The 14,340-nt window shown below is 45.3% G+C and carries 9 protein-coding genes; 7 read left to right on the forward strand and 2 right to left on the reverse strand.

The genetic code is table 11. From position 1 onward, the window contains the following. Window positions 1-34 precede the first annotated feature (34 nt). From BUR42_RS01870 to BUR42_RS01900, 7 genes are all read left to right on the forward strand, one after another. Complete coding sequence (locus tag BUR42_RS01870) at window positions 35-2,065, forward strand: CehA/McbA family metallohydrolase domain-containing protein (protein ID WP_074237470.1); 2,031 nt, start codon at window positions 35-37, stop codon at window positions 2,063-2,065. A gap of 340 nt (window positions 2,066-2,405) precedes the next feature. Next, the gene (locus BUR42_RS01875; RefSeq protein ID WP_084185291.1) at window positions 2,406-5,762 is read left to right on the forward strand and encodes a SusC/RagA family TonB-linked outer membrane protein; all 3,357 of its coding nucleotides are present in this window, start codon (window positions 2,406-2,408) and stop codon (window positions 5,760-5,762) included. 65 nt (window positions 5,763-5,827) lie between these two features. Next, window positions 5,828-7,519 (forward strand): SusD/RagB family nutrient-binding outer membrane lipoprotein, encoded by a 1,692-nt coding sequence (locus BUR42_RS01880; RefSeq protein ID WP_074237472.1) that lies wholly within the window; start codon window positions 5,828-5,830, stop codon window positions 7,517-7,519. Between the two features lie 86 nt (window positions 7,520-7,605). Then, window positions 7,606-8,163: a thioredoxin domain-containing protein gene (locus BUR42_RS01885; RefSeq protein ID WP_143197303.1), complete on the forward strand. Its 558-nt coding sequence runs from the start codon at window positions 7,606-7,608 to the stop codon at window positions 8,161-8,163. A 4-nt stretch (window positions 8,164-8,167) separates the two neighbouring features. Then, entirely contained in the window at window positions 8,168-9,451 is a 1,284-nt protein-coding gene (locus tag BUR42_RS01890) for a c-type cytochrome (protein ID WP_074237474.1), read from the forward strand. A gap of 205 nt (window positions 9,452-9,656) precedes the next feature. After that, a complete protein-coding gene (locus tag BUR42_RS01895; protein WP_234979588.1) occupies window positions 9,657-10,790 on the forward strand; it encodes an ROK family protein in 1,134 nt (377 codons plus the stop codon). Between the two features lie 31 nt (window positions 10,791-10,821). Continuing rightward, window positions 10,822-13,275 carry a carboxylesterase family protein gene (locus BUR42_RS01900; RefSeq protein ID WP_074237476.1) on the forward strand — a complete coding sequence of 818 codons (2,454 nt, stop codon included), beginning with the start codon at window positions 10,822-10,824 and terminating at the stop codon, window positions 13,273-13,275. A gap of 118 nt (window positions 13,276-13,393) precedes the next feature. Here BUR42_RS01900 and BUR42_RS01905 read toward each other — a convergent pair whose 3' ends face one another. Further along, window positions 13,394-13,837 carry a VOC family protein gene (locus tag BUR42_RS01905; RefSeq protein ID WP_074240385.1) on the reverse strand — a complete coding sequence of 148 codons (444 nt, stop codon included), beginning with the start codon at window positions 13,835-13,837 and terminating at the stop codon, window positions 13,394-13,396. 63 nt (window positions 13,838-13,900) lie between these two features. Then, window positions 13,901-14,323 (reverse strand): helix-turn-helix transcriptional regulator, encoded by a 423-nt coding sequence (locus BUR42_RS01910; protein WP_074237477.1) that lies wholly within the window; start codon window positions 14,321-14,323, stop codon window positions 13,901-13,903. Window positions 14,324-14,340: the final 17 nt, after the last annotated feature.

The following is a 14,340-nucleotide window of genomic DNA, read 5'->3' on the forward strand; positions in this document are numbered from 1 at the left end:
GGCGTGTTGTCCTTTCACCCTAAAATAGTTCCACATGCACCGTATCGGATTGCTGTTTATTTTAATTGTTAGTCTTCATGTAAAGGCACAACAGGTACCTGTCGATTACACCGGTTTGAAAAAGAACGGCGGTACAAGAGTAATGTTAAGGCATAATGTATTAACTGTTGCCTGGCCCGCAGGAAATGCCGGAGAGGGGCAACTGGTATTTAATCTTAATGAGGAAGGAGCTTTGCTACGGAGCATGCGGCTGGGCAAAAAAGAAGTGGCCCGGCAGCTGGACCCCGTTTTTCTGCTAACCGTGAGCAAGCGGGACCTTGTATCCCAGAATGGCTGGAATATCTTTTTCGATAAAACGCACCTGAAGCCCCGGCAAACTTTTACCGTACAGCAGAACAGGAAAAATGCCAGTGTCAGCAATGAAGGTTCCCGCACCATAGTAAGGATAGGAGAGATAAAGGCAGGGCCTTTCAGCGGGAATATAGAAGTAACCCTCTATCATGGAAGTCCGCTGTTCAATATAGCAGCAGTGATGTCTACAGCTATTGACTCCACGGCTGTTTTATATGATGCGGGGCTGGTGAGTAAAGAAAAGATATGGGACAAGGTGGCCTGGTCAGATACGGAAGGGCGCGTACAATCCGCTGTGGCCTCATTGGATTCCAGCGTGAATATGGCTGTTAAGTACAGGACCATTATCGGTGAGAATGAAAAAGGGAGCCTGGCAGTATTTCCTGCACCACATCAATATTTCTATCCTTTAGATGAAGCCTTTAATTTAAAATTCACCTGGTACGGCAAAGATTACCGGCAGCTGGCTGAAGGATTCGGAATAGGGATCAGGCAGGACCCTATGGGCGATAACCGTTTTGTGCCCTGGTTTAATGCACCGCCCGGTACAAAGCAGCGTCTTAACTTCTTTTGCCTGCTGGATACAAAGAAGGCTTCCGCTGCGCTGGAGGAAGTAAAGAAATTTACGCACGGAGATACCTATCAGCCGCTGCCCGGATATAAAACCATGAGCAGCCATTTTCATAATGAATATGTGATGAAGCATATACTGGCTGGTAAACCCGTGCCGGAAGATCCTGATTTTATGAAGGTGTTCAGGAGTACCGGTATCAACATCATACACCTGGCGGAGTTCCATTACACGGCACATCCGAAAGGGCCGGATGATCAGCGGTTGAAGGAACTGAAAGCACTACACGACATGTGTAAGCAATTTTCAAAAAATGATTTCCTGTTACTGCCGGGAGAAGAACCCAATGAATTCTATGGTGGCCACTGGCTCAGCTTCTTCCCCAAACCGGTGTACTGGATCATGTCCCGCAAGCCGGATGCACCTTTTGTGGAAACAGACCCGCAGTATGGAAAGGTGTACCGGATAGGTAATAAAGAAGAGATGCTGAAGTTGCTGGAGCTGGAAAATGGCCTGGCATGGACGGCGCATCCCAGAACAAAAGGTTCCACCGGTTACCCGGATAAATACAAAAATGAACCCTTTTTTAAGTCCGACCGCTTTTTTGGTGCTGCCTGGAAAGCAATGCCGGCAGACCTTTCCATAGACAGGCTGGGCATCCGTGTGCTCGATCTCCTGGATGATATGGCCAACTGGGGAGGTAAAAAACATGTACTGGCAGAGGCGGACCTCTTTACCATTACACCAGAGAACGAAATGTACGCCCACCTGAATGTGAATTACCTGCAGCTGGATAAGCTACCGGCCTATGAAAATGGCTGGCAGTCCATCCTGGATGCCATACAGCAGGGGAAATTCTTTGTCACAACAGGGGAGGTGCTGATCCCATCGGCTACACTTTCCCCGGTTCGTTCCCGGATCACGATGCGTATTAGCTGGACCTTCCCGCTGAGCCATGCCATCATTATTTCCGGGGACGGGGAGAAAGTTTACCGGGAAAGGGTCAGTTTAGACGATACGAAGGCTTTTGGGGATAAGGAGTTTACCTTTGAAACAAAGCTGCAGGGGAGAAAATGGGTAAGGGTAGAGGTCTGGGATGCTGCTGTGAACGGAGCATTTACCCAGCCGTTCTGGTTGGAATAATAAGGGATTCCCCTATGCTGAGCCTATGTGAAGCCTATGTAAGACATTAACATCCCTTCCAAAGAATACAAAAGAGGCCACCACGGCCTCTTTTTTTATGCCCTAAGTCCCCAAACTTATCCAGCGAGTTTAAAATCTTTATCATGATTATAAAAAACTATGGTTACTTTTTATTTTTTTTCAAAAGTAATTCCTACTTTCGTAATCATAATACCATGAAATAGATCGGGGTTATAAGCTAACGTTAATGATGCCTTACTCAACCAAGGGGCATTAAATATTCCAGGACGAATTTTTCGGAGAAGTTTTTATTTATAGTCAAACCAAAATTCTAATTGCAATGCGAACATCTCATGCATTTCTCATGCTGACGTTGCTACTATTCAGCGGTACGTCATCCCTCCTCGCACAACAAAAACAAACTATTACCGGAACTGTCACGGACAGTAAGGGTGGGATAGTTATTGGGGTTACGGTGCTGGAGAAGGGAACAAAGAACGCCACATTTACAGACGCTAACGGGTTCTACCGTTTGTCTGTGGCGCCTGCAGCTACATTGGTTTTTTCATACATTGGGTTTGCAAAGAAAGAAGTACCTGCCACTGGCGGTACTGTTAATGTAACCATTCAGGAAGATTCCAAGAGCTTAAATGAAGTTGTGGTAACTGGTTTTGGTGAGAGCAGGGCTAAAAGGAACCTGGGATACTCTGTTACCCAGGTTTCAGGAGACGACATCAGGAAAACCGCTGCTGTAAATCCTATCGCTGCGCTGCAGGGTATGGTACCGGGTTTACAGGTTTCTCCGAACGTGGGTGGCCCGCAGGCTTCTGCGAGGTTCCTGATCAGGGGTAGCGCCAACCTGGACCCCTACGGCAACCAGCCACTGGTAGTAGTAGATGATATTGTGATGGACGACCAGGTGATCCTGCCTAACCGTGGTGGTGAACAGGATTTCGGTAACATCCTGAAAGACCTCAACCCGGATGATATTGAGTCTATCTCTGTTCTGAAAGGTGGTGCGGTAACGGCTTTGTATGGTAGCCGCGCATCCAATGGTGTGATCCTGATCAAAACCAAAAAAGGTTTTTCTCAAAGAGGACTGGGTGTTTCTTTCTCTCATACCATGATGTTTGAGCGGGCTTATAAAACAGTTAAACTGCAGGACCGTTTTGGTGCTGGTATCAATGCAGATGATTGGATAGACGGACCTGGCGATACGTTGCTGGTTACTGATAACGACTTCCTGAACTTTGGCCCTGAAATGAAAGGCCAGATGTTCAAAGATATCACTGGTAAATACCGTGCTAATAATCCAGGTTATAACGATGTACTGGATATGTACGGAACCGGTATCAACCGCAATACCAATATTGGTATTTCCGGCGGTAATGATAAAACTACTTTCCGTTTTTCCTTCTCTAATCTCGGTGCCACTTCTGCTACTCCCAACAACAAGCTGGACAGGAACAGTTTTAGCTTCAGGGCTACGCACCGTCCCGGAAAAGGTGTATTGATGGACGTTAATACAGCCTATACACAAAGTAAAACACTCAACCCTGCTTTCCAGGGAGGTAATGCGCTTTTGTATGCAACCACTTACCAGGTGCCCCGGAACTATGATGTGAATTACTGGAAGGAAAACTATATTGATACAGTGCTTGGTGGAAGAACAGGCAGGGGGCTTGAAGCAGTGAACAATGCTTTCTGGCAACTTTATCAGAATAACTATGAGCAAAAGGAAAATAACCTGAGGGCCAGCTTTAACCTGAGAGCAGACCTTACTCCATGGCTGCGTTTTGAAGGAAGTACTTCACTCAATACTTTTGAAACAAACTATACTGCCAAGAAAAGAGGAACAGGTGTAGGATTTACCGGTGGTGAATATTCTTTTAATACTACCAGTGTTAAACAATTCCGCCACAGGGGAAGTTTGAATTATATTAAGAAACTGGGAGTGGTAGACCTTTTGGTACAAGGTGGTGGAGAATTAAATCAATCTAAACAAACAGGTATTAACGCCAGGACCGATGGTTTTATTACACCGGATATCTTCCGTCTTTCCAACTCCAAGAACAGGGCTATTATAGAAGAGAAAGATCCTAATGAGTTACAGACGGCTTCTTTGTTCTTCCAGAGCAGCATTGGATTCAGGGATTACCTGACATTGAACATCTACGGCCGTAATGACTGGAACAGTACGCTCGTGTATAACGACGGGCATGGTAACTACTCCTATTTCTATCCGGGAGCAGACCTTGCTTTTGTATTTACCGATCTTTTCAAACTGCCTAAACAAATTGATTTTGGTAAACTGCGCTTTTCCTATGTGGAAGCAGGTGGCGGAACATCTCCTTATAAAACAAATACCGGGTTATATACTTCTTACGGTGTTTATACAGATAACGCTGGTCAAAGTATCCTCAAGTACGGTTACCAGTCGAGCTCTTTACCAAACCTGAACCTTAAACCTGTACGCAATGCTAAAATTGAAGCTGGTTTAGAATTTAAAGCATTCTCCAACAGGTTCGGTGGTGATATCACCTGGTATCAACAGGATTCCAAGAACCAGATCCAGGACTTTACTGTTCCTCCTGAATCCGGTGTAAGAGCAGCACTGATCAATGGTGGTAAGGTGAGGAATAAAGGGATAGAAATTCAACTGTATGGTACGCCTGTAAAAGTGAAAGATTTCTCCTGGGATGTGGTGTTGAACTACACACGCAACAGGAACACCATCCTTTCTTTGCCATTTAATGCTAAAGTTGCTATGCTTGACGGTGGAGATGGTATCTACTCCGTGGCTATGGTAGGAGGTGACTATGGAACTATTCTGTCCAACTATGGATATGCAACTTATCAGGCAAAGGATGGCAGCGGCAATAATATCAACCATGCTAACAACGGTCTGCCGGTAGTAACCTTTAACCCCAATAACGGCTATCTGGGCGATCCTGTGATCTATTATCAGAGAGCAGGTACATATGCTACATCAGTAGGCGGTAATACAGACCCTGCTGTTGGATCTGCACTGCCTGACTTCCTGGGAAGCATGCGTAATACCTTTAACTACAAAAGATTTTCTTTAAGTGTGTTCCTGGATAGTAAGATCGGTGGTGATGTTTATTCTACCACACTTGCTTTCGGTTCTCAATATGGTATGCTGAACAGAACACTGGGTGGCCGTACAACCGACCTGGGTGGTTTAACATACAATAGCAAATCAACCGCTAACCCTGGTGTACGTAACGACGGTATCCTGCCTAATGGCGTATTCCAGAATGGTACCATCATCCCTAAAGAAAGAAGCGGCGATGGTGTGGAACATAATGTTTCCGGTATGACGGTGGCTGAGGCATACGCTAAAAAATATATCGTTCCAACTTCTGCAGCTGATTATTATGACCGTACATATGGATGGCAATTTGGTATCAGACAAGCCAGTATGTTCGAATCTTCATGGGTTTCCATGCGTGAGTTGTCACTTACTTACGATCTGCCTGCAGGCATTGCCAGCAAGCTGAAGCTGAACAATCTTCGTGCTTCACTGATCGGCCGTAACCTCTTCTTCTTATACAACAACGCTCCTGACGGTGTGAATCCGGATAACCTGAGCTCTACCAGTAGCGGTGCGTTTGTTGAGAATGGTGGTACGCCTTTCTTCAGACAGTTTGGTTTTTCTATCAATGCGAACTTCTAAGAACATAGATGGCGCGGTTGAGAACAATAGCAATTTTAACAATCAGAATTATTTAAAATATTATTATGAGGAAGACATTATTACAAGCCGGTTGCCTGCTGGCACTTTTGGCAACTTCCTGCAGCCGAGATAAATATGCGGACCTGAATACAGATCCGGACCTGGTTGAAGTAGAGCAGATTGACGTTAGAACACTCTTTCCTGTGGCTGCACAGGCACTGCATACAAACGATTTTGAAGCGTTCTATGATTACCATCGTAATATCGAATACTGGATTGGTGCCTGGGTACCACTAGGTGGCAATGGCGGTATTATCACCCGTTTCAGAACCCCCACTTCAGCTTCCAATTATCCTTACAGGTATGAAAACCTGTATACAAGGGAAACAATGGGAGCCGGTGGTGCGATGGTTGATGCAAGGAAGATTATAGACAAAAGGTCGGGCGAAGCCAGGGAAAAGCTTCACCATATCAGGGCTATTACTTATATCCCATTGGCATTTGCCGCATTTAATGTATCCGATATCATGGGAAGTCTTGCCTATTCAGAGGCATTCCAGGCGAGATATACCACTCCTGCGAATTTAACACCGAAGTACGACACACAGGAGGCGCTTTTCGACACCCTGAACAATCAGCTGAAAGCAAGTGTGGCCATATTGAAGCAAACCTTCCCGCTTGAGCAGGATAAACTGGGTACATTTGACCTGTGGTTCCGTGGTACTGGTACTGAATCTACCAACTGGATCATGGCTGCCAACTCCCTGAGGATGCGGATAGCTATGCGCATGTTAAAAAGAAAACCTGCCGCTGCTAAGGCGATCATTGATGAAGTACTGGCAGATAACGTAGGGCCTATCAACAGCAGGGCCGCTAACTGGAATTTCAAAGGAGGTTCCGGCGTGGCTAATGGTGGTAACTATAACCTGGCAACAGGTTTATCCGGCCAAAAAGCTTCAATAGACTTTATGTACAAAACAACAGATCCCCGTATGAGGATACTGTATGAAAAAGTAGCACTTACCAAAGCACAGTTCGATACCTACCAGGCTAACGGTACTATTGCGCCGGGTGAAGTATACCAGGAATATCGTGGGCGGCCTACCAGTCCTGATGCTGTTGGCGAGGCAGCTACAAAATTCTATTTCAACTTTATCACGGGCAGCATAGCCTATGTATCCTATATGCAACAGGCTATGTTCAATTCATCGGTAGGGGCTGGTCAGGTGAATTATCCTGTGATCACCTATGCAGATGTGTGTTTCATGAGAGCTGAACTGGCTGCAAGAGGTGTTACTACAGAGGTAGCAGCTGACTGGTATAACAAGGGTATCGAGGCTTCGCTGGCAGATTATGATCAGTGGGGTAAAGAGGCGAACGTAAAAGGTTACACTGCTTTATTACCTGCAGAAGTGAACGCTTACAAGAATCATCCGGATATCGTTTACAATGCTGCAAAAGGTATCGAACAGATCTGTATTCAGCAATTCTTCAATTTCTGGAGAAATCCTAACGAATGCTGGGCGCTGATGAAAAGAACAGGATTCCCCAGCCAAACTGGTGTAGTGTTCCAGGCTGAAAAGATCAGGTTCAATGGTACAGAAGTTGCGATGCCAAGAAGATGGAGCGTGTTCCTTCCTCCTATCTCTGATTTTAACTACGAAAACAGGAAGGCCTCGGTTGCAGCGATGCAGGCAGATCCTGAATTCGGAGATCTGACAGATATCACCGGAAGAGTTTGGTGGGATAAAAAATAGTTGATTATCTTATACAGTGAATTCAGATCGCATGGTCTGAATTCACTGTATCTTAAAATAAGAAATGCCATAATAAATCGTTTTCCATGAAGCCTCTTTTTGTTATCTGCTGCTGCCTCTCCTTTTTATCGTTGCATGCGCAGCAGGACATTAAAGTAAGCGCAACTGTCGGTAGTAGATCACTTCCTTTATCAGGTGTCAATAAACAATTGACAGCCATTGTATTCCTTTCCCCGGATTGCCCCCTTAGCCAGAACTATACACTGGTTTTGAACGAAATTCAAAAAAGCAGGAAAGAGCTCCTGCAGATTATAGGCGTTCTCCCGAACGCAGTTGATTACAGTGAACATGAAATAGTTTCATTTAAAAACAAGTACGCCATCGGATTCCCGCTTTTGCGCGATAAGAAGGGCGTACTTGTTCATTACACCCATGCCACCATTACACCAGAAGTTTTTTTATATGACAGTAAAGCCGTTCTTTTGTACAAAGGCGCCATCGATGATTGGGCCATCAGCTTAGGCAAAAAGAAACGGCAAACAGATCAGCATTACCTGCGTAATGCGATCGATAACTATTTACAACATAAAGAAGTTAGCCCTTCTGAAACCAAAGCAGTCGGTTGCTTTATCAGTAATAAATGACCCTATGCGGAGAGTTCTAATCACGATATTATTCAGCTGCGCGTTTGTAGGTCTTCGTGGACAAACTTTCCATGATGTAGAACCAATACTACAAAGTAAATGCTCCGGTTGTCACAGACCCGGGGAAGCGGGGCCTTTCCCGCTTTTGAAGTACGAGGACTTTACCAAACGTCTTAATTTTATCAGGGAAGTGGTTTCCACAGGTTATATGCCACCATGGCGGGCGGATACTTCCTATTCCTGTTTTGCCAATCAACGTGGGCTAACAGCAGCCGAGAAAACGAAGATACTTGCCTGGATCGATAATAAAGCACCGAAAGGGAATGCGCCTAAAAAGCAAGTAGTGAATACTGCTGCTAACAAACGCGCTCCGGACATGGTATTGAAATACCCTACACCCTTCCTGGTAAAAGGAGATAACAAGGAGCGGTTCATAGAATTCAAAGTCCCTTTTGATCTGCCGGCTGAAAAAAGCATTGAAGCAGTGGAGTTTGTGACCAACAACAGAAAGATCATACATCATATCAATTATGGATTCTATGATGTGCCTGATAGCGATATTGACCTGAATGCCGGCATCAGCCTGATAAACACAGATGAAGACCGAATGAACAGGGGAGCCTTTGACCACTATAAAAGGAAAATGGTTTATTATACTGGTTGGATCCCCGGATCTTCAGCAGAATACTATCCAAAGGAATTTGGCTGGACGCTTCCCAAAAGGGGCGTAATGATCTTCACTACGCATTATGCAGCAGTGGCAGCCAATGAAGAATCTGTGATTGGGGTGAACCTGTATTTTAAAGATGCACCTGTAAAAAGGCAGGTACGGATCATCAGCCTGGGATCAGGCGGAGTAGGGGAACGGGATATTGATCCCATCTTCATGATCCCGGCAAATGAGGAAAGGACCTTCACCTTGAAAATGAGAACACCCGAGGAGCAATCCCTTTTATATGTCTGGCCACACATGCATTTTCTTGGCAAATCCTTTGAAGCATATGTGGTTACACCGGCAAGTGACACTATCAGGTTAATAAATATACCACAATGGGATTTCCGCTGGCAGGAACTATACCGGTTCAAAAAGCCGGTGAAGATCCCCCGGAACTCCATGATCTTTATGAAAGGAACTTACGACAATACGAAGAACAATCCGCAAAACCCGAGTAACCCGCCTAAGATGGTGTTTTCAGAAGGGAGCATGAATTCAAAAGATGAGATGTTTACACTCCTGTTGATCTACGCACAGTATCAAACAGGCGATGAATCAATAGAACTGGATTAGATTAGTGAAAATTTAATATTGTAATTATTTTGGGCGTGTTTGCATTTGGGAATATTTAATTGTTTTTTTGCCAGAACATAATGTGTTTTTTATAAACAAAGTATAGAGATAGGTGCATATGGTAAATAAAAATTATTATAAGACACTGGCCCTAAGAGAATTTTATTTTTCAGGTAAGCTTTCATCTACTGATCTGAGTGAGCGCATGGGCAAAAGCATCCCGCACGTAATGAAGGTGATCGATGATCTGATAATAGATGGCTCTATTGCGGAGTCCGGGTATGCTCCTTCCAGTGGTGGAAGGCGCCCTGTTATTTATGCCCTGCGGCCCGATGCTATTTATATTTTATCTGTATCCATGGACCAGATGTTTACCCGCATCACCCTGATGGATATTGAAAATAAGGCGGTTACCCCCGTTAAAGAGTTTGAACTGCCCCTTAATAATAATCCGGATGCCATTGTAAGGCTGGCGGAAAAAATGAGCGAAGTGATCCGTGAATCCGGGGTGGACAAGAAAAAGATAGTGGGGGCAGGGATAGGTATGCCGGGTTTTGTGGACTTTAAGAACGGCATCAACTATTCTTTCCTGCACGCCGGGAATAAAACAGTTACAGAATACCTGACGGATGAACTGGGCCTCCCGGTATATATAGATAATGATTCCAGTCTGATCGCATTGGCAGAATTCCATTTCGGAGCTGCCCGTCAGAAGAAGAATGCCGTGGTGGTGAACATTGGATGGGGTATTGGATTGGGAATGATATTGAATGGTGAACTGTTCCGTGGCCACGATGGTTTTGCCGGGGAGTTCAGTCATATTCCCATTTTCGATAACAATAAATTATGCAGTTGTGGTAAAAGCGGATGTCTTGAAACCGAGGCTTCCCTGTTGGTGGTGATAGAAAAGGCGGCGCAGGGCTTAAAGTCCGGTGGTCTTTCTGCGTTAGGGGCTAAATTCCCAAGCGGCCATCCGGAAACGGATTGGGAAGCCATTGTGAGGGCGATCCATAAAGGAGACCGTTATGTAATAGAACTGGTATCGCATACCGGTTATGATATCGGAAAAGCAGTAGCTATCCTTATCCACCTGATGAACCCGGAATGTGTGGTATTGAGCGGGCGTGGCACTTTAGCCGGTAAAGTATGGCAGGCTCCTGTACAGCAGGCATTGAATGAACATACTATTCCCCGGCTTGCGGCCAACACTACGCTCGCCATTTCAACATTAGGTTACCATGCGGAGCTGATAGGGGCCGTTGCTTTGGTGATGGAGAATAAAGTAAAGGAATACAAGGTCAATCGTAAAAAAATAAAGGTGAAGGAGTTTTCCGAATAGCAGTTCTCTTCGCCATTAATCTATCTTTTACATGAATAAGTTACAATACGCGTTGCTGCTTGTTTTAACATGCATGCAAGCTCCTGCTTTTTCCCAGGATACCTATCAGTTTAAGCAGGGGTTGATCGTTACCAGCCCTCAGCGTTACGGGAGAGAGGCCATCTACACAGATCACCTGGCTTACCAGCTCTATACAGATCAATTAAAAGCACCAACAGAAGGCAGTACCTTTGGCAACGGAGATAATGGTCAGCCACTGGTATGGCAGGCTGTTACTGCAGACAGTGCCAACCGCCTGTTCCGCCGTGGCGGAGGAAGAGGGGCTTTTGGAAGAGGGGCTTATATCTATCTTACTTATCAATCAGGGAAAGCAGGCCCTGCACTCCTGAATATTAAAGGGAACAGCGGATTATATTTTAACGGGGAGCCGCATACCGGCGACCCTTATGGTTCCGGTTGGTTATATATCCCTGTACAATTGAAGAAAGGCCTCAATGAGATCTATGTACGCGGTGCTATGATCACGGCCAGCCTCAGCTTCCCGTCCAAACCCCTGCAACTTATTACAGAAGATCCTACCATGCCGGCTATTGTGATCGGGGACAAGAATGATGTGCTGCAGGGAGCAGTGGTAGTGATGAATACTTCTTCCAAAGAATGGAAAGGCCTGCAATACCGTGTTACATTACAGGGCAGGCAGGTTACCACAACTATTCCTGCTATCCCTCCCATGTCGTCGCGGAAAGTGCCGTTCTCTTTTGATGGCAGTGGGGTGAATGCAGCAGGAAAACCGGAATGCAGTATCGCTTTGCTGGATAAGAATGCAGTAGTGGATGAAAAGAAGATAACAGTGGAAGCAGTTACCGCTGCGGATAAATATAGCAGCACCTTTATCAGTGAAATAGATGGAAGCCTGCAATACTTTGCAGTGGCGCCGCAGGTAAATGGTACTAAAAAAGGAGCAGCACTATTCCTTTCCGTACACGGTGCAGGTGTGGAAGCGATCGGGCAGGCCAGGGCTTACCAGTCTAAAGATTGGGGAACACTGGTAGCAGCTACCAACCGCAGGCCCAGGGGATTCAACTGGGAAGACTGGGGTAGACTGGATGCACTGGAAGTATTGAGTATTGCACGCAATAAATTCCAGCCGGACCCTCAACATATCTACCTTACCGGTCACTCTATGGGAGGCCATGGTACCTGGTTCCTTGGCGCCACCTATCCTGATAAATGGGCCGCTATTGCTCCCAGCGCAGGATATCCCACGCTGAAAGGATATGGATCTGCGGACGGGTTGATCCCTGACAGCAGCAATTCTCCGATGGAACAAATGCTGCTGCGTTCCGGTAATCAAAGTGATGTAATTAAACTGGTACAAAACTATAAACCATTGGGTGTGTATGTTTTTCATGGGGATGCAGACCGTACCGTATCTGTTAACTATGCAAGGCAAATGCGCGGCTTGCTGAGTGGATTCCATACAGACCTCAGCTATTATGAATATCCCGGAGGAGAACATTGGTTCGGTGATATCAGCGTAGACTGGAAACCCATCTTCGATTTCTTCAAATGGCATAACCGGCCTGTAGATACAGCGGTGAATGTGATCGATTTTATTACTTCCAATCCTGGCATTTCTTCTTCCTTCCGTTGGGCAGCTATACAACAGCAGGAACATCCTTTACAGTACAGCCGTATAAAACTTAACAGGAACAGGGGTGGCAAAACCATTAATGGTACTACTGAAAACGTGCGCCTGCTGAAACTTGACCTCAATGATTTTACTGCCGGATCAGATGTGAAAGTGAGTATTGATGGAACAGAGCTCACCTGTAAAAACAATGGCCCGGTTTACCTGCTGAATACAAATGGAAAATGGGCTGTGCATCAGCAGGTTTCCCTTGCTGAAAAAGGGCCGCACCGTTATGGTACTTTGAAGGATGCATTCAACAACAGGATGGTTTTTGTATACAGCACAGGCGGATCACGCGAGGAGAATGAATGGAGTTTCAATAAAGCAAGGTACGATGCTGAAACCTGGTATTACCGTGGTAACGGAGCAGTAGATATTATTGCAGATAAAGAATATGCACCGGATAGATACAAAGACAGAGGTGTGATCATTTATGGAAATAAAAGCATCAACAAAGCATGGAACATGCTGTTAGCTAATTGCCCCATACAGGTGGAACGCAATAAAGTAACTGCTGGCAGCAAACAATGGACAGGTGAAGCGATCAGCGCATGCTTTGTTTGGCCGCTCGTGGGTTCTAATACAGCCTCTGTTGCAGTTGTAAGCGGAAGCGGTTTAACCGGCATGAAAGCAGCCTATGCAAACCAGTATTTTGCCGGAGCCAGCGGTTTCCCGGACTTCATGATCTATGATGCCAAAATGCTGATGACGGGCGTGGATGAAGTGAAGATGTCTGGTTTCTATGATAACCAGTGGAAGCTGAGTGAAGCTGAAATGATACAAGTGAATTGATATCAGAAAGGGGGGCAAGGTGCTCCCCTTTTTTATTTAATCTTTGCAATAGTTTGCCCTGCAACTTTGGCTGGCTCGTCCATACCCTTTTATTCCTGTAATCTTTTGACGGCCATCACTACATGGATTTAGGTTGTGTTACACTGAACCAGTTGCCGCATCCATCAAACATCACTGCTTCTATTCCATAGAACTGTTCTTTAGGTTCGCTTTTGAATTGAACGCCTTTTGCTTTTAATTCCTCATAAGTGGCACGGCAATCAGTAGTGGTCATCACACCTGCGCCGAGTATTCCTTTATTCAATAATACCCTGAAGGCTTCCAGACTTTCTTCATCCAATCCTTCGGGGGAAGTGGCGGATTTTTTCATGCTGCTGTGCAGTATTTCCATCAGTACAATTTGCAGATCGGGCTGATCCGGGGGAGAAATAGTGAGCCAGCGATAGCCATTTTCCATAGGAACGTCTGTATTGACCTTAAAGCCCAGCGTGTTCACATAAAAATCATAAGCCTTTGCCTGATCTTTTACAAAAAGGGTGGTGTGTGAGAATTTAGTGATCATATTCATTGATTTAGATACCGAAGGTAAGTACCTGTATAATAAGCGGTTTCTTGAATATTGCTTTTATATGGGACCGTCTACTTTAAATTGCTCAATGAAGCAATGGGGAACAAATTGTTTTGGTTGTTCCTTTGCCAGCTTCTTTTTCAACCAGGCGATGTTCCTGTAGTATTGTGGTGAATATCCGCTTTGTTTGCTAAAGAGGGAGCTAAAGGAGCCATGGCTCTCAAAACCGATACTGTTGCAGACATCGGCGATGCTGATACCCTCTTTCGCCAGTAATACCTTTGCTGCCTCCAGCCGGATCTGCGTTACATACTGATGCGGCGTTTTCTTATAGATACGGGTGAAGAGGCGGTGGAAATGAAACCTGGATAGAAAGGCCTGCCTGGCGATCTGTTCAAGATCAATTGACGTATGATAGTTTTTGTCAATAAAAACCTTGGCTGCGGCAATTCGCCGGTATATATCGGTGGTCAGTTGCATAGCACCTTAATATAATT

Origin of the sequence: Chitinophaga niabensis (assembly GCF_900129465.1) — a bacterium.
In the GTDB taxonomy this organism is placed as follows: Bacteria; Bacteroidota; Bacteroidia; order Chitinophagales; family Chitinophagaceae; genus Chitinophaga; species Chitinophaga niabensis.

Coding starts and splice junctions, on each gene's coding strand:
- BUR42_RS01905 (WP_074240385.1), bottom strand. CDS start 13,837: ATGATCACTAAATTCTCACACACCACCCTTTTTGTAAAAGATCAGGCA.
- BUR42_RS01875 (WP_084185291.1), top strand. CDS start 2,406: ATGCGAACATCTCATGCATTTCTCATGCTGACGTTGCTACTATTCAGC.
- BUR42_RS01890 (WP_074237474.1), top strand. CDS start 8,168: ATGCGGAGAGTTCTAATCACGATATTATTCAGCTGCGCGTTTGTAGGT.
- BUR42_RS01895 (WP_234979588.1), top strand. CDS start 9,657: ATGGGCAAAAGCATCCCGCACGTAATGAAGGTGATCGATGATCTGATA.
- BUR42_RS01910 (WP_074237477.1), bottom strand. CDS start 14,323: ATGCAACTGACCACCGATATATACCGGCGAATTGCCGCAGCCAAGGTT.
- BUR42_RS01880 (WP_074237472.1), top strand. CDS start 5,828: ATGAGGAAGACATTATTACAAGCCGGTTGCCTGCTGGCACTTTTGGCA.
- BUR42_RS01870 (WP_074237470.1), top strand. CDS start 35: ATGCACCGTATCGGATTGCTGTTTATTTTAATTGTTAGTCTTCATGTA.
- BUR42_RS01900 (WP_074237476.1), top strand. CDS start 10,822: ATGAATAAGTTACAATACGCGTTGCTGCTTGTTTTAACATGCATGCAA.
- BUR42_RS01885 (WP_143197303.1), top strand. CDS start 7,606: ATGAAGCCTCTTTTTGTTATCTGCTGCTGCCTCTCCTTTTTATCGTTG.